Raw genomic sequence first — 21,634 nt, 5'->3', positions numbered from 1 at the left:
AATTTATTGTGCTGAGCTGCTTTGTGATTCTGGGTGCTTAACAATGACGCGCCGAGAATCTCTACCAACTTCTTGCATGGGAACATTGAGTTTCTGCAATTCGATGTGTTGCTCTGGAACCATCAGGGCGTATGCGGTTTGATCTTCTTTCCAGCGCTCGATAAAAGCATCAAAGGTGGAGAGCCACAACTCTGGCTCTTGCTTCACGCCAAACTCAAGCTCGTCTGGAGACTCCACCATGATCATGGTTCTACCTAAATAGAAGGGCACCGTGTGATCTAGGATTCTGACTGAATAGAAGTTCACCTTCTCTGGAATTCCCGGTTTAACTTGCTGAACTAAATCGATGCCCGAGACTGCTCGACCTAGGGTCTCGTGGCCAGTGCCTGCAATGATTGCGCAGAGAAAAAATCCAGAGGCAAAACTAATAATGCTGCTCAAACCGTTGCGCTTGCTTTGCATAAATGCCAAGAGGCTAAATGAAATTAAAGCAATGAGTGCAGCAATAATCCAGTAAGTGTATTGAGCATACGATTCAATTTCATCTGGTCTGGCTTGTTTGCCAACCTCGCCTAAAAAGAAAAAGCCTACGCCGCCAAAAATTGCAAAGAAGAGAGCTTGTAATTTCCAAGGAGATCCCAGTGAATTACTAAAACCCAGATTGCGATCTAAGCGATGACCAACTAGTATTGCCAGTGCCGGAAAGACTGGGATGATGTAGCCAGGTAATTTGGATTGGGAGATGCTAAAGAAACCCATGATTACTGCAAACCAACAAGTCAGCAGCCAGCCGCTGGAGAACTCGCGATTGCGCTCTCGCCAAGCCTGAACTAGTGCTCCAGGTGTTTGTGCTATCCAAGGTAAGAAGCCAAGCAATAGCAGTGGGATGAAGTAATAAATTGGCCCTGTTCGGCTGTGTGCCGTTTGCGTGAATCGTTGCAGGTGCTCATGAATAAAGAAGAACTCCAGAAATTCTGGATTACGTTGTGCTACCAGAACAAACCAGGGCGCAGTAATGGCTAAAAATAAAATTGTGCCGCTAATGATGTGCAGGCGCTTCCAGATTTTCCAGTCCCATGCGCTAATGGAATAAACAACAAAGACCATGCCGGGGATGGCGACTCCGATGACACCTTTGGATAGAGTGGCCAAGGCCATGAATGCCCAGCAAGCCCACATCCACTTTCTAGTGTCGCTCGAGTTGCGAGAAGTTTGTGCCAATAGAAGGCTGCAGAGTGCAGCCACTAAAAATGCAGATAAACCCATATCAAGTGAGTTAATGTGCCCACCAATTACCCACATTGGACTGGATGCCAATGCGATAGCCGCCAACCAGCCTGCTCGTGCGCTGTAGATGCGTGCACCAGTAAATCCAATAAATACTATTGTCAGAAATCCAGTGAGCGCAGTCCACAAGCGTGCTTGCCAATCACCAATGCCAAAAAGATTGAAGGCGGTAGCAGTGGCCCAAATTTGCAATGGGGGTTTCTCAAAATACTTGTAACCGTTGTAGCGAGGGGTGACCCAATCTCCAGTGACAAGCATCTCACGCGCAATCTCAGCATAACGTCCTTCGTCGGATGGAATGAGGTGGCGGTAGTTGAGGGTGCCAAACCACAGCAGGGCATAGATCAGCACCAGAATCAAAATGCTGACTGGGTTGAGGGCGCTGGACTGCCGAATTTGGCCAAACTGCATTAGACGGATTCCACGATCAGGGCGAGCAGAACCTGGCGACCTTCGCCGACAAGAATGTTGTAAGTGCGGCAAGCGGCTTGAGAATCCATTACCTCAAAGCCAATCTTGGCCTCAATGAGGGTTTTTAAAAGCTCAGGCTTTGGGAAGCGCTGGCGTTTGCCGGTACCGATAATGATTAATTCAGGCTTAAGGGACGCCATTTGAGTGAAATCTGCTGGGCTCAGGCCCTCAAAAGACTGGACGGCCCATTCCAAGATTTCGCCATCTGAGCTCAGTAAAACCGCGTGACTATAGGGGATCTTATTGATCTCGATGTAGCCATCGCCGTAACCGGTGATCGTATTGGCTCCTGAATGGGGGTCAGATTGAAGCTTCACATGGACTCTCTGTCATAATTATGAGGATTATAGCTAGCTGTTTTTTCCTAGATTTCAAGAACTTACCCTTTAATTTATTGTGAAACCGATCCTAAAGTCTGAAAAACTCAATCACGTCTGTTACGACATTCGTGGACCCGTGCTGGAGCTCGCTCAGCGCATGGAGGAAGAGGGTCACAAAATCATCAAATTAAACATCGGCAATGTGGGTGTTTTTGGCTTTGATCCTCCGGAAGAGATTCAGTTGGACATGATTCGCAATTTGGGTAATGCCTCAGCGTACTCCGATTCCAAAGGAATTTTTGCTGCTCGCAAGGCCATCATGCAGTATTGCCAAGAAAAAGGCATCCAGGGCGTTACTTTGGATGATATTTACACTGGCAACGGCGTTTCTGAATTAATCGTATTAGCAATGAATGCATTGCTCAACAATGGCGATGAAGTTTTGGTGCCAGCTCCTGACTATCCATTGTGGACAGCTGCTGTGAGCTTATCTGGTGGAACCCCAGTGCACTACCTGTGTGACGAGTCCAAAGAGTGGGCTCCCGACCTAGCAGACTTACGTAAAAAGATTACGCCGCGTACTAAAGCGATTGTGGTGATTAACCCCAACAATCCAACAGGCGCAATCTACTCGAAAGAAGTGTTGGCTGAGTTAACTTCTATTGCGCGCGAGCATGGCCTGATTCTGTTTGCCGATGAGATTTACGACAAGATGTTGTATGACCATGAGAAACATATTTCTTTGGCATCTTTGTCTACCGATGTGGTCACTATTACCTTTAATGGTCTATCCAAGAACTATCGCTCTTGCGGCTACCGTGCTGGCTGGATGGTAGTTTCCGGTGATAAAGAGATGATTCGAGATTACATCGAAGGTCTCAATATGTTGTCTTCAATGCGCCTGTGCGCCAATGTGCCGGGGCAGTACGCCATTCAGACTGCGTTGGGCGGCTATCAAAGTATTAATGATCTTGTAAATGAGGGTGGACGTTTAGCTAAGCAACGTGATCTCGCTTGGAAACTCATTACAGAGATTCCCGGGGTGACTTGTGTCAAGCCAAAGTCTGCTTTGTATCTATTTCCAAAACTCGATCCCGAGATGTACCCGATTGAGGATGATCAGCAATTTGTTGCCGATCTTTTGAAAGAAGAGAAAGTGTTGTTGGTCCAAGGCTCTGGTTTTAACTGGGGTAAGCCAGATCACTTCCGCGTAGTGTTCCTGCCTCACGAAGATGTGCTGAAAGAGGCTATTGGCCGTCTTGCGCGTTTTCTTGAGCGTTATCGTCAAAAACATAGTCGTAAAGCGGCTAATTCAACAGCAACAAAGGCATCATGAAACCGATTCAAGTTGGTCTATTAGGTATTGGCACTGTAGGTGGTGGCGTATTTACTGTTCTCGAGCGCAATCAGGAGGAAATTACTCGTCGCGCTGGTCGTGGTATTCGCATTAACACTGTTGCTGATCTCAATGTAGAGCGCGCCAAAGAGTTGGTGAAAAATCGCGCTGAAGTAGTGAGTGATGCTCGTGCAGTAATTAATAATCCTGAAATCGATGTCGTAGTTGAGTTGATTGGTGGCTATGGCATTGCTAAAGACTTAGTGCTGGAGGCGATCGCCGCTGGCAAGCATGTAGTTACAGCGAACAAGGCGTTAATTGCTGTACATGGCAATGAGATTTTTAAAGCCGCCCATGAAAAAGGTGTGATGGTTGCATTTGAGGCAGCTGTTGCCGGTGGAATTCCAATTATTAAAGCGCTTCGCGAAGGTTTGACTGCAAACCACATCGAGTGGATCGCCGGCATCATTAATGGCACAACGAACTTCATTCTTTCTGAGATGCGCGACAAAGGCCTGGACTTCGCGACTGTCTTAAAGGAAGCGCAGCGTTTGGGCTACGCAGAGGCGGATCCTACTTTTGATATTGAAGGCGTAGATGCTGCTCATAAGGCAACCATCATGAGTGCGATTGCATTTGGTATTCCAATGCAATTTGAGAAGGCACACGTTGAAGGTATTACAAAGCTGGATGCCATCGATATTAAATATGCTGAGCAATTGGGCTATCGCATTAAGTTGCTAGGTATCGCTAAGAAGACAACGACCGGCGTTGAATTGCGTGTACACCCAACCTTGATTCCAACTAAGCGTTTGATTGCAAACGTTGAAGGTGCTATGAATGCCGTTCAAGTATTTGGCGATGCAGTTGGCACTACGCTTTACTACGGAAAAGGTGCGGGCTCTGAGCCAACTGCTTCCGCAGTGATTGCTGACCTAGTTGATATCACTCGTTTATTGGGTGCAAGCCCTGAGAACCGAGTTCCTTACTTGGCGTTCCAGCCTGATGCAGTTCGAGATATTGCAGTGTTACCAATGGGTGAAATCACCACCAGCTATTACTTGCGTTTGCGTGTAGCAGACCAAGCTGGCGTGTTGGCTGACATCACAAAGATTTTGGCGGCTCATGGCATCTCGATTGATGCGCTCTTGCAAAAAGAGGCTGATGAAGGTGAAAGTCAGACTGATTTGGTTGCGCTAACTCACGAGACTAAAGAAAAACACATGTTGGCAGCAATTGCTGAAATCCAGAACCTCAAAACTGTTGCTGGCGAAGTAGTGAAGATCCGTTTAGAAAATCTTTCCTAAGTTAAAGACATGCGTTACCAATCAACTCGGGGCAATAGCCCACAACAATCCTTTTTAGAAATCCTGCTTGGTGGCTTGGCTCCAGATGGCGGCTTATACCTGCCAACAGAATATCCACAGGTAACTAAAGAGCAGTTGGATTCATGGCGTGGTTTGTCTTATGCTGATCTCGCTTATGAAGTATTGAGTTTGTATTGTGACGACATTCCAGAAGCGGATTTACGCGCATTGTTGCGTAAGACGTATACAGAGCAGGTCTATTGCAATGGCCGCGCTGAAGATAACGCCAAAGACATCACCCCATTACATTGGCTGGGTGAAGAGCGGGGTACGCGTATTGGTTTGCTGAGTTTATCCAACGGACCTACCCTTGCATTTAAAGATATGGCGATGCAGTTGCTCGGCAATCTCTTTGAGTACGCCTTAAAGAAGAAGGGTCAGAAGCTCAATATTTTGGGCGCGACCTCTGGTGATACCGGTAGTGCTGCTGAATACGCAATGCGTGGCAAAGAGGGTGTGAAAGTATTTATGCTTTCTCCACGCGGCAAGATGAGCGCTTTCCAATCCGCGCAAATGTATTCTTTGCAAGACCCCAATATTTTTAACTTGGCGGTTGCTGGCGTATTTGATGACTGCCAAGATATTGTTAAGGCAGTGAGCAACGATCACAGTTTTAAAGCGAATCATCAAATTGGTACCGTGAACTCGATTAACTGGGGTCGTGTAGTTGCCCAAGTGGTTTACTACTTCCAAGGATATTTGCTGGCCACCAAATCGAGCTCAGAAAAAGTTTCTTTCACCGTACCATCTGGCAACTTTGGCAATATCTGCGCTGGTCATATAGCTCGTATGATGGGTTTGCCAGTTGCGCATTTGATTGCCGCTACCAATGAGAATGATGTTCTCGATGAGTTCTTCCGCACAGGTGTTTATCGTGCGCGTAAGTCTGCTGAAACATTGCATACCTCAAGCCCATCCATGGACATTTCCAAGGCGAGTAATTTTGAGCGTTTTGTATTTGATCTCATGGGTCAAGATGGCAAAGCGACTGCAGGTATGTTCAAGCAAGTTGATGAAGCTGGTGGCTTCGATATTTCTAAAGATGCTGTCTTTAAAGATGTCGCCAAGTATGGATTCCAATCTGGTCGCAGTACTCATCAAGATCGCCTAGATACGATTCGCAATATTGACTCGCAGTATGGTGTGATGATTGATACGCACACAGCTGATGGCGTGAAGGTAGCGCGTGAGCATTTGCAAGCAGGCATTCCGATGATTGTTCTGGAGACTGCTTTGCCAATTAAGTTTGAAGAAACGATTGAAGTGGCATTAGGACGTCCTGCAGAGTGCCCAGCTGCATTTAAAGATATCAAGTCCAAGCCGCAGCGCGTTGAAAATATCGATGCTGACGTCAATCAAGTTAAAAACTTCATTACTGCCCACATCAACTAACTCAGAAATTAAGCGCCATGACTAAGCCTCCGATGTTGACTGCTCAGCAGGCCTTAGATCACCTCCTTTCTCACGCAAAGCCTGTGAATGAGGTTGAAACACTTGCAATGCAAGCCTCTCTGGGCCGAGTGCTTGCAGAGAATGTGAATAGCCTAGTAGATGTGCCACCACTCGATAACACCTCGATGGATGGTTATGCAGTCCGTACAGCAGATACCCAAACTACTGGAAGTACTCTTCGAGTTGCGCAACGTATTCCAGCGGGATCCATGGGTACCCAACTAGAGCCTGGTACTGCCGCCAGAATCTTTACCGGCGCTCCAGTCCCCCCAGGTGCTGATGCCGTTGTCATGCAAGAAGACTGCGCCATCCCTGATGGATCAACCGATCAAGTGCAGGTTAATATCGCGCCAACATCGGGTCAATGGATTCGTCGAAGAGGTGAAGACCTAACTGCAGGCAAAACAGCTCTGACTGCGGGTACCTTTTTACGTCCACAAGAATTAGGTGTTGCAGCATCTGCTGGCTTAACGCATTTAAATGTCAAACGTAAAGTTAGAGTTGCTGCATTTTTCACGGGTGATGAACTTTCTCTGCCGGGAGAGCCGCTTAAGCCAGGCGGTATCTATAACTCGAATCGCGACACATTACTGGCGTGCATCAAATCCTTGGGCTGTGATGCCACAGACTTTGGAATTGTTCCTGACAGTCTTGAGGCTACTAAAGAAACCCTTCGTAAGGCCAGCAAAGATCATGATCTGATCATTACTTCTGGTGGTGTATCGGTTGGCGAAGAGGATCACATTAAACCTGCGGTGACTGCTGAGGGCAGGTTGGATCTCTGGCAGATTGCCATTAAGCCTGGTAAGCCTTTGGCCTTTGGTGCTGTGCGTAAGTCAGATAATTCAAGCAACAATGCGGAAACCTGGTTTATCGGTTTGCCGGGTAACCCGGTATCCAGCTTTGTAACTTTCCTATTATTTGTACGACCATTTATTCTCAAGTTACAAGGGCGAGATGCGGGTGCGCCGCAGTCTTACCCAATGCGAGCTGATTTTGATTGGCTCAAGGGTGATCGTCGTAATGAGTTTCTGAGGGTCAAGATCAATGCGCAGGGCGGTTTAGATCTATTTCCGAACCAGAGTTCTGGGGTGCTGACTAGCGCTTCATGGGGTGATGGCTTGGTAGATTGTCCGCCAGGTCAAGTATTTAAGGCTGGCGAGATGGTCAAGTACATCCCGTTTAATGCACTTCTCTCTTAATCGTATTACGATCTCTTTATGAAACTTGAGCTACGATTCTTTGCCTCCTTAAGAGAGGGCCTTGGGCTTTCCAGTGAGAGCATTGCTACGCCAGCTGAAGTAAAAACTATTGCTGACTTAAGAAGCTACCTTGCTCTGCGTGGAAATCCTTGGTCTGAAGTGTTGGCAAGCGGCAAGGTAATTCGTTGTGCCTTAAATCAAGAGATGGTGAGCGACTCTGCTCCGCTAGTGGAGGGTGCTGAAGTAGCTTTCTTCCCTCCGGTTACAGGTGGCTAAGATGCAGATGGATTTCATCCGCGTTCAGGAGGTCGATTTTGATCTATCGACCGAAGTCAAAGCACTCCGTCAGGATGACGCGCGAGTGGGTGCTGTAGTGACTTTTGTGGGTACTGTCCGAGATATGAATGACGGCAGTCAAGTCAAGGGCATGACGCTGGAGCACTATCCTGGCATGACTGAAAAATCCCTAGAGGAAATCATTAATCAGGCCAGAGGTCGCTGGGATCTTTACAAGACCCTAGTCATCCATCGAGTGGGTCCGCTTCTGCCAGAAGATCAAATTGTCCTCGTAGCGGTTACTAGCGCTCACCGGGGTGAAGCATTTTCTGCTTGTGAGTTCATCATGGATTATTTAAAAACAGCGGCTCCCTTCTGGAAAAAAGAAGAAACTCCGGAAGGTAGTAAATGGGTTGATGCCCGCGTCACTGACGATGCTGCAATGGCGCGTTGGAAAAATAACTAATATTTAAATTATTAATTTTGTTTCAGTTTTACCCCTATTAGGATAAGTTCAATGAAGAAGATAATCACTCTGGTGCTCAGTGGAATCGCATTCGCCGTCAGTGCCAGCGAGGGCCCGATTGTACAAATTGAAAATGGCCGGCTTCAGGGCGCCATTGAATATCAGATGCAGGCCTTTAAGAATATTCCTTATGCAGCCCCGCCCGTGGGTGAGCTGAGATGGAGGCCACCACAACCAGCAATTTCCTGGAGCGGAGTTCGTGATGCCAGAAAATTTGGCGCTTCGTGTCCGCAAATGTTCGTTAAAAATCTCAGCGCAGGCCTTATTCTTCCTGGTAGCGAAAATTGCCTAAAGCTTAATGTCTACACGCCACAAAACGTCAGTCAGAACATGCCAGTCATGGTTTGGTTTCATGGGGGTGGGTTGTTGGTGGATGGCGCTAGTGATCCGCAATTCACACCCATTAATTTAGTAAAAAATGGTGTCATTGTCGTTACTGTGGATTACCGTTTGGGATCACTAGGTTTTTTTGCCCCTAAAGAGTTAATAGACGAGGCAAAAGCCAAGGGTGAGCCAGTGGGCAATTACGGAACCATGGATCAAATTGCCTCACTCAAGTGGGTTAAAAATAATATTGCTGCATTCGGTGGGAATCGAAATAATGTGACGATCTTTGGACAGTCAGCCGGTGGTCGCAGTGTGACTTGGTTGATGGTTTCTGATGCGGCCAAAGGTTTATTTCATAAGGCAATCGCACAGAGTGCTCAACAAAGTCCCTTGCGCGGTATGACCGAGAAGCGATTAGGTCTCATGCCTGAGGTAGACATTGATGCCAAATACATGACCGCATTGGGCGTGAAGTCGCTGGCAGAATTGAGAAAACTGCCTGTAGATAAGTTAACTCTTGATGGCACCTCTTATTACTCTGGTGAGTTTGGTGGACCTTTTATCGATGGTCAAATCATTAAAGGCGATCCGATACCCTTATTTGCGGCTGGTAAGCAGGCGAAGGTGCCATTCATGATTGGTACGAACTCGTTTGATTCCGACTTTATGTTGCCTGGTGAACCCTCGTTGGATGTCTTTTTAAAGCAAGTTCATGAAGATCCAAAGATCATCGAGAAGCTCTATTCCAACGTGAAAGACAAATGTATTTTGAACTCATTTGTGATTCAAGATCTAATGTATCGAGCCAGCACCAAGTTGTTGGCAAATAGTATGAATGGTGTGGCTCCTGGGTACGCTTACTACTATGATTATTTAACAAAAAATATTCGACCCGCTTTCCCGGGTTCCCCACATACCTTTGAAATCACTTACGTATTTGGAAGTTTGGCATTGATGCCTCAGGCTCCTAAGCAGGTTGAGTCTTCAGATCAATGCGCCAGAATTGAAAGGGATATTGCTAGCTTTAAGAAAACCCGTGATTGGCCAAAAGATTGGTATCCAATTGTTGATAAGAGTAGCCCTCAAGATCAGGCTATAAGCAAGAGAATGTCTGAAAGTTGGGCTGCATTTGCAAAAACTGGTAATCCCAATGTCAGTGGGCAGCTTAGCTGGCCTATTTACAATCTGAATGCGGATGTAATGAGAAATTATTCTGATGGCCCAGAAACCATTACTGGTTTGCTTAAAGATCGTGTGGCTTATCAAATGCTGCATTTGAGAGAAATTTACGCACTAGAGCGACTCAAGAATGCATTCTAATTTCTTGTTCAGAACTCAATAAACCACTTTACGAGGTGGTTTTTATCAATTCAATCTCTGCTGCCAATTCCATGCCGCTTAGCCAGGCGCCTTCTACTCTGCCACCATTGAGCCAGTCCCCACAAAGCCCTAGACCAATATCTGGTAGCGAAAAAAAGCCGATTGAATTTTCTAAGCCACCGCTCGCATAGCGCCAACGGTGCATGCTGATTTCAGCATCCTGACAATTTAATCCAAGACTAGTCATACATTTCACCATTTGATCTTGGGCATCCTCTTTACTTGACTCAACATGGTTTTGGCTCCATGTCGGATTGCCATGAATGGTCCAGATATTGCCGTGGCGCATTGGCTTGGATCCATTCTGACAAATCCAGCTAATGATTTCTTGATTGATAAAAGCGGAATCAAAATCTGTGCTTTTTTGATTCGGGAGATGCGCCATCATGGTCCAACAGGCTTTCATTTGCGCTGAAGAAGCAATATCGGCGGCTCTCGCATCAAGATCCTTAAGCAAAGCATTTGCCTGAGGGGCGGGTATAGCTATTACGACAAAATCATATGCCCCTCTCATTTCAGTAAGCTCACTGCATTGAAGGGTCCATTGATCTCCTATGCGCTCTAATCCGCAAACCGTTGCCTCATAATGAATTGATAGATCTTTGGCAAGATGCTTCCCGGGTGAGTTCATATTGGGGGTGCCAACATAGCGGTATTCTTGTGAGTTACTTTCACGCCATATCCCCGCCTCATAAACTTTGATATTAGGTTTCCAGATGGCAGCAGTGCCGGCTTGGACCCAACCTTGTACTTCCTGAATAAAACGGGGGTCTCTAGCTGTAAAGTATTGAGCGCCATGGTCAGCCGACCATTCTTCACTTCGACGAGTACTCATCCGTCCACTGGGGCCTCGACTCTTCTCAAAGATATCTACTGTTATGCCATGTGATTGAAGCTTCCTTGCGCAAGAGAGGCCCGCTATCCCTGCGCCAATAATTGCCACCCTTTTAATTTCTTTATTGGTATTCATGTTCTGGGAAGTATTTTTCGAAAGGTGAGATTGATTCGCGGACTTATCACTGTTTTTGTCTTGAGAAGACTGTGCTGCCAATATTCTTGAATAGGAGGATGCATGATGAGTAAACTCCCATGCTCTAAAAATACCGTGCTAGTAGTTTTATCTTGCTTATGGCGAAAAGCAAACTTACGTCGAGCCCCTAAGCTAAACGACGCGATAGGATTGGAGCTATCTAACTCCTTTTCGTTGTCACTATGCCAGCCCATACCCTCGGCACCACTGTGATACAGATTGAGTAAGCACGAGTTATAGGCATGGCCAGTCAATTGTTCAATCCCTTGCTTGATTTGCAGTAAATCTTTAGTCCAGGCTTGAGGTATTTTTTGAACTCCAGAGTAGGTATAGAGACAATCGCGATCACCTACCCAGGCAACCTTTCTTGCAGTTCGGACCAATCTCCCAAACATGAGAATTTCATCGGACTCCCAGGTAAGCGAGTCCAATAGATTTGCAAACAGGCTATCGGAGACTTCTGCATCGTAAAAATTACTGAGATATTCAGCTCGACCATCTTTTGCCAATATCACTACAGGCTCTGCGGCATCTTGGCGATCAAATAACTGTTTTTGCATGGTTCGTCAATCAGCCTGAGGTGGGTACGCTATTTCAATAAAAACTCTAGAATAGACTTCATTATGAATTGTTTAGGATTGGTAGATTAATTATGAAGGCACCAGATAAGCGTTGCTGTGGCTCAGGCGTTTGCATCATCAATGAAGCAGGAGAGTGTTGGTGTGGGCAAGTATGGGATGGCGAAAAAATGAGTGCACCACCCCTGATGTCGGCTAAAAGCCATAGCAACGATCCGCAAGTAAGTCCGGAAAAATCTAAGTCCGGATCGCCGGACCCTCTTTGATGCAAGCTTTGCTGGCTTGCTGTTCAGCGGCCTTAAGCCAGGCTGGATTACCCCCACTTTGATTGAGCTCTTTTACTTGGTCTGAGCTGATATTGGTGATCAGTTTGCGTGCGGTGCAATCGCAGTACTCGTTAAATGATTCTGCCGAAATATCTTTCATCTTCGCATGTATTTGAGCCTGCTGTTTTGTGCATGACTCTTTGTAGCTCTTAGCAAACTTCTCTGCATTTAACTCTTGAGCATGGGTGCCTGTGGCGAACCCCACAAATAGATTGGTAAGAATGAGTGTCTTGATTGGTTTCATTATGTTTTAGCCAGTAGATAGATAAAAATACACAGCTGCAAGAGATTGATTGCAACGCTAAGCCCGTGTAATACATGGAACTGTTTACTCTTACCTTCATCTTTTGCAGCATTGATTTTCCCTGTTAGAAAAAATAGGGTAAAGGCAAATAACACAGCGCATGCTATTAGGTAAAGTCTGTTAGCAGAATCCTGTTCAAAGAATATGGCCAGCAAAGTCACAAGACCTAAGCTGGCATAGTATTTTGGGAAGAAGTTTCTGACATATTTACTGGACCACTCAACAGGGAGCACCTTAAATATGGTGGGGGCCACTACAACAGTAAAAAACAGCATGATTCCCACCATGCCAGAAATAAGATAGTTCGTAATCATGCTTACCTTTTTATTTTGGTGATCCGTAAACTCTACGCAGTGAATGGGCCGCTACGCCATCCTTCAGTGCTTCTCTGACTGGAATTGCCATCAGTCGAATGGCCGAACTTATTGCTAGCCGTTCAAGTCGTCCTGGAATAGGTCGATCAATGATGGGGTACACCCAATCGGGTAGATTCAAAAATCCTGCGCGACTAATCATTTTGACAAAAGGCTTGGAGCTGAGATTGCTTGGGAAATGATCAAGTAACGCAATGATGGATTTGGCCCTATCCCCATAGTGAAGTTGGGGTATGTATTGTTTGATAGTTTGCTCTGTAGCGAGATAGGTATTAGGCAGATTTTTAGCACCTAATTTTTCGCCGAGCATTTTCATTTCTGCAAAATATTGATCCTTCTGCTGACTTTGTAGGGTTTCGCTTCGGTATGACTCGTAGGAGCGCATAAAGCTACGAGTTTCTGTTAGATGAACCCATGCAAGCAAGTTGGGGTCATCAGCTCTGTAGGGCTCGTTAAATTCATCAAATCCGGTGACTTTCCGGTGAATCTGATTAACGCGACTGATAGCGTTATCGGCCATTTCTTGAGAGCCGTAGGTAGTTGCGGCAATGAAGAATGCTGTTCTTCCCAGTCTGCCTTTGAGATCTTCCCTAAAACTAGAGTGATCCCATACCCCCGCAAGTGCTTTGGGGTGAAGGGCTTGAAGCACTAACGAGCTGATGCCGCCAATCATCATGGAAATAAAATCCGCATGTACTTTCCAGGCGATTGACTCTGCACCGAATAGACCTCTATCCCCAGGTGGCTCTAAAAATGCGACAGGAGGGCCTCCACCGCCCACCATTTCTCGAATTGACCGACGGATGAGCTCATCAATCATTTCGTTAGTGAATCACGATATTGCGTAAGCCATCATCCTCAATAATTTCTGAGATTAAATCGAGTCGGATTCTAGGATTACTTTGAGCAAGTAAATGGTTCTTCTGGGCTGGAGGGAGTGGTAAGAGTTCGGCCAATCGATTGGCAACCCATCCGCAATCATCCAGGTTTGCTGGCATTTTGAATGCATCATCTCCAAGTAGATCTTCACTTTGGATAACGGAAATAATTTCTTGAAGTAGTGCCGCTACCTTTTCATGCTCTTTTGGTAAGGGCATCTCAGGATCGGGGTCTATCAGCTCAACTTCACCCATCCATAAGCCATCAAGCTCTTGTTTAATAGAGATCAACTTAAAGCGTTGTGTCCCGTAGGACTTAGTCATGTAGAGGGCAGGCTGAACTGCATCAAACTCCTCTAATTTCGCCAAGGTGCCAATATTAGAAAATTGGGCAGATGCACTAGTATCTGATTCACTCGAATTACCATCAAGGATGCTCACAACACCGAACGCGGTATCTTCTCGCAGGCAACGTTTCATCATGTCCAAATAACGTGCCTCAAAGATTTTGAGGGCAATAACGCCCCCTGGAAATAAGGTGGTGCCCAGCGGGAAAAGGGGAATCCAGAGGGCATTTGGTGAGGACTTATGCATGCATTTAATTTAAAGGATTTCAGCTAGTTTTGCTGAGCGCCTGAAAAGGTGTCGCGCTCAGCAGTAATTCTGGATTTCAGCTAAATTGCAAGTATTCAAAGGAGAAACAATATGATCCAAAAGTTTCGGGTTAAGCTTGCGCGCTGGATTCTGGGTAAGCATTGCCCTTGCTACCAAATGGGGTATCACTCGATGGTTGATTTTCAGCAGCGAAGCGCTGATCAGCTTGGGAGGGCTAAACAAGCCAAGGCAGTCAGTAACTAGACCATAGTTTCGCTAGGATCCTCACCTTACAATGAAAACCTGGAAGATGAGACGAAATTGCGCGTTGACCCCTGGCCAACTGCTCAAGTTTTACCTCGCTCTTGTAGCCCTCTCCTTAACCGTTGCCACAGGGTTTTTATTGGCCGGGGTGAAAATTATCCTCATCTTCACTGCGATCGAGTTGACTGCTGTTACTGCTGGTTTTTTGATTTACTGTCGGCATGCCCTGGATTACGAGGAGATTGAGATTAATGGCACGCGCCTCATTGTGAGGAAATTTATCGCCTACAAAGAGACTGTTTTGGAATTTAATACCCGTTGGGCCAGGCTATCTCAGCCAGAAGAGCATGCCAAGGTGTTTTCCATTGCGCAAACAGGGCAGAGTGTCGAGCTAGGCCAGTTTCTGAGGCGTGAGCAATTTAAGTGTCTTCTTGTTGAGCTACGACCGTATTTGGGTTGATTGCAACCATGGATCCTTCAGGGTTAAAGCTTGGCGCCCTGCAGAAATATGCGTTTAACTTGATACTGAATTCAATTCAACATATTTGCAAAACTAATCATGAACGTCAATACAGCAGTGAAGGCCGCCCTCAATACTTTGGTTGATATTGCATCCAATTCAAATAGCATTCAGCCTATCACCGGATTAGAGCTGGCGCAACGCCAAAAATTATCGATTAGCAGAATAGAGCTTTTACTCAGCGCCTTACGTGCCGCAGGAATCGTCAAGGGTACTAAAGGTCGTAATGGTGGCTATACCCTTCTGCAAGATCCGCGAATGGTCACCATTAAAGACGTGGTCTTGGCAATGAATTACATCAAGAAGCGTAAGGTTGAGGCTTGCGACATTGCAAGTGAGTTATATCAATCCTTGGAGACTTATATGCTCAGTTGCATGGCCAATATGAATCTCTCTGATGCTATTAAAGATTATGTGCCGCGATTTAGCGAGGCCAAAACCGCTCCAGAGCGCAAGACTTTTTCTTATCCAGAATTGAAGGCGCATAAGCCATCTAAGGGTGAGATTCAGAGGGTTATCAAGGCGCCATTTAAAAAAGTAGAAGACGTTCCTCTGGGACCAAACTCGATTTTTAGTTTTGGCGACTATTTGCACAAAGCAGGATAGATATAAGGCCCCACATGATTAAGGCAACAAAGCGTAATTTCATTAGCAAGCTATTTTTATCTCTTGCCCTTGTAATGACACCCTGGGTGGTTTCAGTGGCTGCTGACAGCGCTCCAGCGAAGTCTGATCCAGCTTGGCTAACGGATGCCCGTGCCAGCATTAAATCCAATAATTATGATCAAGCAATAAAGCAATTGCAGTCGGCAAACGAAGTCAACTCGGCAGACTGGAATAATCTCATGGGATACAGCCTTCGTAAAAAACAGCCACCAGATTTAGTGTCATCTGAGAAGTATTACCAGGCGGCACTCAAGATTGACCCAAGTCATCGGGCAGCTTTGGAGTATTACGGCGAGTTACTTTTGATGAAGAAGGATTTGCCTGGAGCTGAGGCTATGTTGGCAAGACTCGACAAGGCGTGTTTATTAAGTTGTGAAGAGTACAGAGATCTCAAAGCGAGTATTGCGAAGTATCAAGGTAAAAAGTAATTCTTTGTCACCGATGTCAACGAGCGATCTTGAGTATCCCCCACTAGCATTTGTTGATATCGAAACAACGGGCTCTCATTTTGAGCGCGATCGTATTACTGAGGTGGGCATCAAGTCTCTGATTCATGATCAAGTAGAGATTTGGGAAAGCCTCATTAATCCTCAAACATTTATTCCGCAAAACATACAGGCCTTGACTGGCATCCGTCCGGACATGGTGAGTAAGCAGCCTCCCTTTGGGTGTCTTGCAACAGAAATCGCCCGAGAGCTCGAGGGAAAGATTTTCGTAGCCCATAACGCTCGATTTGACTATGGTTTCTTGAAGGCGTCTTTTAAGCGAGTGGGTATCAACTTCAAACCCAAAGTGCTTTGTACCGTAAAGCTATCTAGATTGTTATTTCCTGAGCAACCTAGACATAACCTAGACACCATCATTAGCGCTCATAAGTTAAAAATTAGCGCTCGGCATCGTGCGCTTGGTGACGCGGACTTATTGCTCCAGTTTTGGCGAGTATGTGAAGCAAAGTTGGGGCGTGAAGCTCTGCTTAAAGCAGTTAATCAGCTTATTGGAAACCCTAGCTTGCCACCTAATATCGATAAGGCGCTTGTGGACTCGATTCCGGAGAAGCCGGGTTGCTATATTTTTTATGGTGAGAATCGGGTTCCGATTTATATCGGTAAGAGTATTTCACTGCGAAGTAGAGTGATGGGGCATTTTCAAGGCGCGCTCACCCAGCGCAAGGAAATGAAACTATCAATGCAGGTTTGGGATATTGATTGGATTGAGACCAGTGGAGAGTTGGGCGCACTGATTTTAGAATCGCGACTCATTAAAGAGCGCATGCCTAGTATGAACATTAAGTTACGTCGCTCTAAAGATCTCTGCGCCTGGAGACTGGGGCTCGATGAGGTCGGCGTACTAACTCCTCACTTAGTCGGTCATCGTGAATTAGATCCCGGGGTTCAAGATAACTTGTTTGGCTTGTTCTATAGCAAAAGAGAAGCCAATAATTACCTTAAGGCAATAGCTAAAAAACATCGTCTCTGCGAGGCCCTTCTGGGCCTGGAAAAGCATGTTGAAGGTAAGGCTTGCTTTGGTTATCAAGTCAAGCAATGTAGTGGTGCATGCATTGGAGACTCCGCGATTGAGCTCCACAATCTTCAGCTCAAAACTGCATTAGAGTTATTTCAGGTTCAAGTCTGGCCCTATAAAGGAGCCATTGCAATTAGAGAGGCTGGTCATATGCATGTAGTTGATCGCTGGCGCTATCTAGGCACCGCAATCAACGAGGATGAGCTCTATGAGCTGGCTGATTCTGGAGGGGCTGAATTTGATCTGGATATTTACAAGATCTTAAAAAAAGCGCTGGCAGGAAGCTTTAAGAGCCAAGTGATTCCGTTAAAGCTTGGGGATCCCGTCTAAGTCGAACCTAACTTTTAGGTTTTAAAAAACCCCAACTTTTCAGATCTCGGTAATTTCTTCAGTCTAGCCTCGGCCTTAGAGGCCTCAGATCGGTCCGGATGCTCTTGAGTTGCCAAAAGGGTAACTGGTCTACGAGCCCTCGTATAACGAGCGCCATCCCCTGAGTTATGCGCATCCAAGCGATGTTCTAGCCGGTTGGTAATGCCAGCGTAATAGCTGCCGTCCGAGCACTCGAGGAGGTAAACAAGCCAGGTCAAAATAGGGGTAAATTCGCTTAAAAAGTGGTCTAACAGACTTGAAATTATGAAGAATGCCCCTATATTCTATAGGTAGAAATAGATAAAAATAGTTGAGGTAAATAGGACTTAAAAATGAGAATAGATAAATTAACTACGAAGTTTCAAGAAGCCCTCAGCGAGGCTCAAAGCCTTGCTTTGGCAAAAGACAATCAATACATCGAGCCAGCACATTTGCTCTTGGCCATGTTGCGGGATTCCGATGGTGGCGCTAAGAGTTTATTAACTCGCGCCGGTGTAAATGTTCCTGGTCTTGAGAAGGCAACCGAGAAGCTCATCAGCAACTTCCCAGAAGTGCAGGGTACTAGTGGCGAAGTTCAGGTTGGACGTGATTTGAGTAACTGGCTTAACTTATGCGAAAAGGAAGCCAATAAGCGCAATGATCAGTTTATTGCTGGCGAGCTCTTCTTGCTGGTGGTAGCGGATGATAAGGGCGAGCTCGGCAAGATTGCTCGTGAGAACGGATTAAACCGTAAATCGTTAGAAGCGGCTATTGATTTAGTGCGCGGAGGAGAATCAGTGAATAGTGCAGATGCTGAAGGCCAACGAGAAGCCTTAAAGAAATACACCGTCGATTTAACTGAGCGTGCTCGTATGGGCAAGCTCGATCCGGTCATTGGTCGTGATGATGAAATTCGTCGCACCATTCAGATCCTGCAGCGTCGCGGTAAAAATAATCCAGTACTGATTGGTGAGCCAGGTGTAGGTAAGACTGCCATTGTGGAGGGTTTAGCCCAACGCATCATTAATGGCGAAGTTCCTGAGACCCTGAAGAACAAGCGCGTCCTCGTGCTAGATATGGCTTTGTTATTGGCTGGCGCTAAGTATCGCGGTGAATTCGAAGAACGCCTGAAGGCTGTTCTGAGTGATGTTGCCAAAGACGAGGGTCAAACCATCATCTTTATTGATGAGATTCATACGATGGTAGGTGCTGGCAAAGGTGATGGCGCTATGGATGCTGGCAATATGCTCAAGCCTGCATTAGCCCGTGGCGAATTGCATTGTATTGGCGCTACTACTTTAGATGAATACCGTAAGTACATTGAAAAGGATCCTGCGCTCGAGCGTCGCTTCCAAAAAGTGATGGTGGAAGAGCCGAGTGTAGAAGCTACCATTGCTATCTTGCGTGGCTTGCAAGAGCGTTATGAGCTTCACCATGGAATTGAGATTACTGATCCTGCAATTGTTGCAGCGGCTGAGTTGTCTCATCGCTACATTACCGATCGCTTCTTGCCGGATAAGGCTATCGATCTGATTGACGAAGCTGGCTCTCGCATTCGTATGGAGATTGACTCCAAACCGGAGGTGATGGATAAGCTCGAGCGTCGCCTTATTCAGCTCAAAATTGAGCGTGAAGCTGTCAAGAAAGAAAAAGACGAAGCATCGCAAAAACGTTTCGGCTTGATTGAAGATGAAATCAAGCGTCTGGGTGCTGAGTACGCTGATCTAGAAGAGATCTGGAAGGCGGAAAAGGGCGCTGTATTAGGTGCTGCTCACCTCAAGGAAGAGATTGAAAAGGTACGCGCTGATATTGCCAAGCTTCAGCGCGACGGTAAGTTGGAGCAAGTTGCTGAATTGCAATACGGCAAATTACCTGAACTTGAAGCTAAGCTTAAATCTGCTGCTGCTGCCGAGGCAAAAGGCAATAAAGATGGCGTAGTGAAGAATAAGCTCTTGCGAACTCAAGTGGGCGCAGAAGAGATCGCAGAAGTAGTGTCACGTGCTACAGGCATTCCAGTATCGAAGATGATGCAAGGTGAGCGCGATAAGCTGCTCAAGATGGAGGAGCTTTTACACAAGCGCGTGGTTGGTCAGGAAGAAGCTATTCGTGCGGTGTCTGATGCAATTCGACGTTCCCGTGCCGGTCTTGCTGAAGAGAATCGTCCTTATGGATCATTCTTATTCTTGGGTCCTACTGGTGTTGGTAAGACTGAGCTCTGCAAAGCTTTGGCTGGTTTCTTGTTTGACAGCGAGGATCATCTCATCCGAATCGACATGAGTGAGTTCATGGAGAAGCACAGCGTAGCGCGTTTAATCGGTGCGCCTCCAGGCTATGTAGGTTACGAGGAGGGTGGTTACTTAACCGAGCAAGTGCGTCGCCATCCATACAGCGTCATCTTGTTTGATGAAATTGAAAAAGCGCATCCAGACGTTTTCAATGTACTTCTACAAGTATTGGATGATGGCCGCTTAACAGATGGTCAAGGTCGTACTGTTGATTTCAAGAACACGGTGATTGTGATGACCAGCAACATCGGCTCACATCTCATCCAGTCCATGACAGATAAGAAGCAATCTGAAATTAAAGATGCGGTATTCGAAGAGCTGAAGAATCATTTCCGTCCTGAGTTCCTCAATCGTATTGATGAGATCGTGGTATTCCATGGTTTGGACAAAGGCAATATTGCGAATATCGCGAAGATCTTGCTGAAGAACTTGTCAGATCGCTTGGCAAAGGTCGATATGCAGATGGAAGTGAGTGATGCTGCTCTTAGCAAGATTGCAGAGGTAGGCTTTGACCCTGTGTTTGGAGCTAGACCACTGAAGCGTGCGATTCAGCAGCATATTGAGAACCCAGTGTCCAAGATGATCTTGGAAGGCAAGTTTGGTCCTAAGGATACCGTTCCTGTGGGTGTTGATAAGAATGGGGATTTCAGCTTCAGCAAGTAATATCGCTGTATTTCAGCAGGAATTTCCCTGCGCCAGTAAACTCGGTACATGACTGATGCCCTGAAAAGTAGGCGCGCCAGTGATGTCCGGGTTGTTGGTCTTATTAGCCTGGCTCACGGCAGCTCCCATTTCTTTCATTTAATTCTGCCGCCCATGTTCCCATGGTTGAAGGCAGAGTTTGGCTTTAATTATGCTGAGCTAGGTTTGCTCATGACCATCTTCTTCGTGGTCTCTTGCGCTGTTCAGGCTGCATCAGGTTTCTTGGTGGATCGTATTGGTGCTCGCCCCGTATTGTTTGCTGGTGTAGGCTTGCTTGCGGTAGCTGCACTCACGTACTCCCAAAGCAATGGCTATGCCATGTTGGTTCTAGGTGCAGTAATTGCGGGTTGTGGCAATGGCGTCTTTCATCCAGTCGATTACACATTAATCAATCATAAAATTTCACCACCAAATTTGCCTTACGCTTATTCCATTCATGGGGTGACGGGTTATATTGGTTGGGCTGCAGCCCCAGCTTTCATGGTGGCGGTCGCTAGCATCGCCGATTGGCGTATTGCTTTTCTATCTGCAGCAGCGCTCGAAGCACTGATCTTATTAACGCTATGGATTAGTAGGGCGCGCTTAATTGATGATGTAGCTGCAAGGCGTGCGGAATCGCAGGCTAGTCATGCCCAAAGCAATCCCGGTGGAGCCCCAATGAGTACCTTTGGTTTTCTGAAGCTTCCCGTTGTTTGGCTTTGTTGGATTTTCTTTTTCTTCAGCATGGCTGCAACTACCGGCTTGCAATCATTTGCACCCACAGCGCTTTTTAAAATCCATGACATTGCTGTCAGTTCTGGAAATTACTATCTCACGCTCATGTCTATAGGCGGCGCCGGAGGAATGCTATTGGGCGGTTATCTGGCCACTAAATTAAAGGTGCCCGAGCGCATTATTACGATCTGTTTTACGGTCAATATTGTGATGGGTCTTTTATTGGCCACCGGTCTGGTGCCTATCGAATTGATTGTGATTGCATTCATTGTGATTGGTCTTGGCTTGGGCATTGCCGCGCCATCACGTGATTTGATGATTCGCTCAGCGACACCCTCCGGGTCATCGGGTAGGGTGTACGGCATCGTCTACTCTGGCATTGATCTTGGAGCGGCTATGAGTCCATTAATCTTCGGGATCTTCTTAGATGTCGGTTTACCTAAGCTGCTTTTTGTAGGTGTAGCCCTTCTACAACTCATGATTATCTTGACTGGATTTAAGGTCGCATCCATAGGTAATCCTAAAACCGCCTAAAAGAGCTGCTTAGATGGTAAGTTGTTTAAACTGAACCATATTGCACTTTCTC

General features: G+C 46.3%; 23 protein-coding genes. 14 read left to right on the top strand and 9 right to left on the bottom strand.

Translation table 11 applies throughout. The features are described from left to right. Positions 1-3: 3 nt before the first annotated feature. A complete protein-coding gene (locus ICN16_RS03460; RefSeq protein WP_216134063.1) occupies positions 4-1,698 on the bottom strand; it encodes a glycosyltransferase family 39 protein in 1,695 nt (564 codons plus the stop codon). After that, a complete protein-coding gene (locus tag ICN16_RS03455) occupies positions 1,698-2,075 on the bottom strand; it encodes an MTH938/NDUFAF3 family protein (protein WP_216134061.1) in 378 nt (125 codons plus the stop codon). The genes ICN16_RS03460 and ICN16_RS03455 overlap by 1 nt, the downstream gene beginning before the upstream one ends. A 79-nt stretch (positions 2,076-2,154) precedes the next feature. Here ICN16_RS03455 and ICN16_RS03450 point away from each other — a divergent pair, with 79 nt between their 5' ends. Genes ICN16_RS03450 through ICN16_RS03420 form a run of 7 tightly spaced genes read left to right on the top strand, consistent with a single transcriptional unit; the run spans position 2,155 to position 9,884 of the window. Further along, positions 2,155-3,414 (top strand): aminotransferase class I/II-fold pyridoxal phosphate-dependent enzyme, encoded by a 1,260-nt coding sequence (locus ICN16_RS03450; RefSeq protein WP_216134059.1) that lies wholly within the window; start codon positions 2,155-2,157, stop codon positions 3,412-3,414. Further along, positions 3,411-4,721, top strand: coding sequence for a homoserine dehydrogenase (locus ICN16_RS03445; protein ID WP_216134057.1), 1,311 nt, complete (start codon positions 3,411-3,413; stop codon positions 4,719-4,721). The genes ICN16_RS03450 and ICN16_RS03445 overlap by 4 nt, the downstream gene beginning before the upstream one ends. Before the next feature lie 9 nt (positions 4,722-4,730). After that, a complete protein-coding gene (thrC, locus tag ICN16_RS03440) occupies positions 4,731-6,173 on the top strand; it encodes a threonine synthase (protein WP_216134055.1) in 1,443 nt (480 codons plus the stop codon). Positions 6,174-6,190: 17 nt separating this feature from the next. Then, positions 6,191-7,435, top strand: a complete 1,245-nt coding sequence (gene glp, locus ICN16_RS03435) for a gephyrin-like molybdotransferase Glp (protein WP_255533582.1) — start codon at positions 6,191-6,193, stop codon at positions 7,433-7,435. A gap of 18 nt (positions 7,436-7,453) precedes the next feature. Beyond that, positions 7,454-7,711, top strand: a complete 258-nt coding sequence (moaD, locus tag ICN16_RS03430) for a molybdopterin converting factor subunit 1 (protein WP_216134053.1) — start codon at positions 7,454-7,456, stop codon at positions 7,709-7,711. Between the two features lie 7 nt (positions 7,712-7,718). Then, the gene (moaE, locus tag ICN16_RS03425) at positions 7,719-8,177 is read left to right on the top strand and encodes a molybdopterin synthase catalytic subunit MoaE (RefSeq protein WP_216135641.1); all 459 of its coding nucleotides are present in this window, start codon (positions 7,719-7,721) and stop codon (positions 8,175-8,177) included. A 51-nt stretch (positions 8,178-8,228) separates the two neighbouring features. Continuing rightward, on the top strand, positions 8,229-9,884 hold the full coding sequence (locus tag ICN16_RS03420) for a carboxylesterase/lipase family protein (RefSeq protein ID WP_216134051.1): 1,656 nt from the start codon (positions 8,229-8,231) through the stop codon (positions 9,882-9,884). A 28-nt stretch (positions 9,885-9,912) separates the two neighbouring features. Here the strand turns inward: ICN16_RS03420 and ICN16_RS03415 are convergent, their stop codons facing one another. From ICN16_RS03415 to ICN16_RS03390, 6 genes are all read right to left on the bottom strand, one after another. Continuing rightward, positions 9,913-10,914, bottom strand: coding sequence for an NAD(P)/FAD-dependent oxidoreductase (locus tag ICN16_RS03415; protein ID WP_216134049.1), 1,002 nt, complete (start codon positions 10,912-10,914; stop codon positions 9,913-9,915). Next, positions 10,911-11,534, bottom strand: a complete 624-nt coding sequence (locus tag ICN16_RS03410; protein ID WP_216134047.1) for an alpha-ketoglutarate-dependent dioxygenase AlkB — start codon at positions 11,532-11,534, stop codon at positions 10,911-10,913. The genes ICN16_RS03415 and ICN16_RS03410 overlap by 4 nt, the downstream gene beginning before the upstream one ends. 255 nt (positions 11,535-11,789) lie before the next feature. Further along, positions 11,790-12,122 carry a hypothetical protein gene (locus ICN16_RS03405; RefSeq protein WP_216134045.1) on the bottom strand — a complete coding sequence of 111 codons (333 nt, stop codon included), beginning with the start codon at positions 12,120-12,122 and terminating at the stop codon, positions 11,790-11,792. After that, the gene (locus ICN16_RS03400; RefSeq protein ID WP_216134043.1) at positions 12,122-12,496 is read right to left on the bottom strand and encodes a DUF4149 domain-containing protein; all 375 of its coding nucleotides are present in this window, start codon (positions 12,494-12,496) and stop codon (positions 12,122-12,124) included. Before ICN16_RS03400 ends, ICN16_RS03405 begins: the two co-directional genes overlap by 1 nt. Positions 12,497-12,506: 10 nt before the next feature. Further along, positions 12,507-13,376, bottom strand: a complete 870-nt coding sequence (locus tag ICN16_RS03395; RefSeq protein WP_216134041.1) for an oxygenase MpaB family protein — start codon at positions 13,374-13,376, stop codon at positions 12,507-12,509. 4 nt (positions 13,377-13,380) lie between these two features. Beyond that, complete coding sequence (locus tag ICN16_RS03390) at positions 13,381-14,028, bottom strand: LON peptidase substrate-binding domain-containing protein (protein WP_216134039.1); 648 nt, start codon at positions 14,026-14,028, stop codon at positions 13,381-13,383. 111 nt (positions 14,029-14,139) lie between these two features. Between ICN16_RS03390 and ICN16_RS03385 the strand changes: the two genes are divergently transcribed. The 5 genes from ICN16_RS03385 (at position 14,140) to ICN16_RS03365 (ending at position 17,329) form a co-directional block, all read left to right on the top strand. Beyond that, complete coding sequence (locus tag ICN16_RS03385) at positions 14,140-14,292, top strand: hypothetical protein (RefSeq protein WP_216134037.1); 153 nt, start codon at positions 14,140-14,142, stop codon at positions 14,290-14,292. Positions 14,293-14,338: 46 nt separating this feature from the next. Then, positions 14,339-14,752, top strand: coding sequence for a DUF2244 domain-containing protein (locus ICN16_RS03380; protein WP_255533580.1), 414 nt, complete (start codon positions 14,339-14,341; stop codon positions 14,750-14,752). 99 nt (positions 14,753-14,851) lie between these two features. Beyond that, positions 14,852-15,418, top strand: a complete 567-nt coding sequence (locus ICN16_RS03375) for an Rrf2 family transcriptional regulator (RefSeq protein WP_216134033.1) — start codon at positions 14,852-14,854, stop codon at positions 15,416-15,418. Positions 15,419-15,432: 14 nt separating this feature from the next. Next, the gene (locus ICN16_RS03370; protein WP_255533579.1) at positions 15,433-15,906 is read left to right on the top strand and encodes a tetratricopeptide repeat protein; all 474 of its coding nucleotides are present in this window, start codon (positions 15,433-15,435) and stop codon (positions 15,904-15,906) included. Positions 15,907-15,919: 13 nt separating this feature from the next. Next, positions 15,920-17,329 (top strand): 3'-5' exonuclease family protein, encoded by a 1,410-nt coding sequence (locus tag ICN16_RS03365; RefSeq protein ID WP_216134031.1) that lies wholly within the window; start codon positions 15,920-15,922, stop codon positions 17,327-17,329. Positions 17,330-17,343: 14 nt separating this feature from the next. On the opposite strand, the gene ICN16_RS03360 is transcribed toward ICN16_RS03365, so the two are convergent. Then, positions 17,344-17,586, bottom strand: a complete 243-nt coding sequence (locus ICN16_RS03360; protein WP_216134029.1) for a GIY-YIG nuclease family protein — start codon at positions 17,584-17,586, stop codon at positions 17,344-17,346. Between the two features lie 114 nt (positions 17,587-17,700). On the opposite strand from ICN16_RS03360, the gene clpB reads away from it, so the two are divergent. After that, entirely contained in the window at positions 17,701-20,295 is a 2,595-nt protein-coding gene (clpB, locus tag ICN16_RS03355; RefSeq protein ID WP_216134027.1) for an ATP-dependent chaperone ClpB, read from the top strand. A 48-nt stretch (positions 20,296-20,343) separates the two neighbouring features. Continuing rightward, the gene (locus ICN16_RS03350; RefSeq protein ID WP_216134025.1) at positions 20,344-21,582 is read left to right on the top strand and encodes an MFS transporter; all 1,239 of its coding nucleotides are present in this window, start codon (positions 20,344-20,346) and stop codon (positions 21,580-21,582) included. Positions 21,583-21,634 lie beyond the last annotated feature (52 nt).

The organism is Polynucleobacter sp. es-MAR-4 (genome assembly GCF_018882055.1).
In the GTDB taxonomy this organism is placed as follows: Bacteria; Pseudomonadota; Gammaproteobacteria; order Burkholderiales; family Burkholderiaceae; genus Polynucleobacter.
This window is presented reverse-complemented; position numbering and strand designations above follow the sequence as displayed.

Excerpts from the sequence above, each read along its gene's own strand:
- ICN16_RS03370 (WP_255533579.1), top strand. The coding sequence starts at position 15,433 with ATGATTAAGGCAACAAAGCGTAATTTCATTAGCAAGCTATTTTTATCT.
- ICN16_RS03395 (WP_216134041.1), bottom strand. The coding sequence starts at position 13,376 with ATGATTGATGAGCTCATCCGTCGGTCAATTCGAGAAATGGTGGGCGGT.
- moaE (WP_216135641.1), top strand. The coding sequence starts at position 7,719 with ATGGATTTCATCCGCGTTCAGGAGGTCGATTTTGATCTATCGACCGAA.
- ICN16_RS03365 (WP_216134031.1), top strand. The coding sequence starts at position 15,920 with ATGTCAACGAGCGATCTTGAGTATCCCCCACTAGCATTTGTTGATATC.
- ICN16_RS03415 (WP_216134049.1), bottom strand. The coding sequence starts at position 10,914 with ATGAATACCAATAAAGAAATTAAAAGGGTGGCAATTATTGGCGCAGGG.
- ICN16_RS03380 (WP_255533580.1), top strand. The coding sequence starts at position 14,339 with ATGAGACGAAATTGCGCGTTGACCCCTGGCCAACTGCTCAAGTTTTAC.
- ICN16_RS03385 (WP_216134037.1), top strand. The coding sequence starts at position 14,140 with ATGATCCAAAAGTTTCGGGTTAAGCTTGCGCGCTGGATTCTGGGTAAG.
- ICN16_RS03420 (WP_216134051.1), top strand. The coding sequence starts at position 8,229 with ATGAAGAAGATAATCACTCTGGTGCTCAGTGGAATCGCATTCGCCGTC.
- clpB (WP_216134027.1), top strand. The coding sequence starts at position 17,701 with ATGAGAATAGATAAATTAACTACGAAGTTTCAAGAAGCCCTCAGCGAG.
- moaD (WP_216134053.1), top strand. The coding sequence starts at position 7,454 with ATGAAACTTGAGCTACGATTCTTTGCCTCCTTAAGAGAGGGCCTTGGG.
- ICN16_RS03375 (WP_216134033.1), top strand. The coding sequence starts at position 14,852 with ATGAACGTCAATACAGCAGTGAAGGCCGCCCTCAATACTTTGGTTGAT.
- ICN16_RS03445 (WP_216134057.1), top strand. The coding sequence starts at position 3,411 with ATGAAACCGATTCAAGTTGGTCTATTAGGTATTGGCACTGTAGGTGGT.
- ICN16_RS03390 (WP_216134039.1), bottom strand. The coding sequence starts at position 14,028 with ATGCATAAGTCCTCACCAAATGCCCTCTGGATTCCCCTTTTCCCGCTG.
- ICN16_RS03405 (WP_216134045.1), bottom strand. The coding sequence starts at position 12,122 with ATGAAACCAATCAAGACACTCATTCTTACCAATCTATTTGTGGGGTTC.
- glp (WP_255533582.1), top strand. The coding sequence starts at position 6,191 with ATGACTAAGCCTCCGATGTTGACTGCTCAGCAGGCCTTAGATCACCTC.
- thrC (WP_216134055.1), top strand. The coding sequence starts at position 4,731 with ATGCGTTACCAATCAACTCGGGGCAATAGCCCACAACAATCCTTTTTA.
- ICN16_RS03460 (WP_216134063.1), bottom strand. The coding sequence starts at position 1,698 with ATGCAGTTTGGCCAAATTCGGCAGTCCAGCGCCCTCAACCCAGTCAGC.
- ICN16_RS03350 (WP_216134025.1), top strand. The coding sequence starts at position 20,344 with ATGACTGATGCCCTGAAAAGTAGGCGCGCCAGTGATGTCCGGGTTGTT.
- ICN16_RS03410 (WP_216134047.1), bottom strand. The coding sequence starts at position 11,534 with ATGCAAAAACAGTTATTTGATCGCCAAGATGCCGCAGAGCCTGTAGTG.
- ICN16_RS03400 (WP_216134043.1), bottom strand. The coding sequence starts at position 12,496 with ATGATTACGAACTATCTTATTTCTGGCATGGTGGGAATCATGCTGTTT.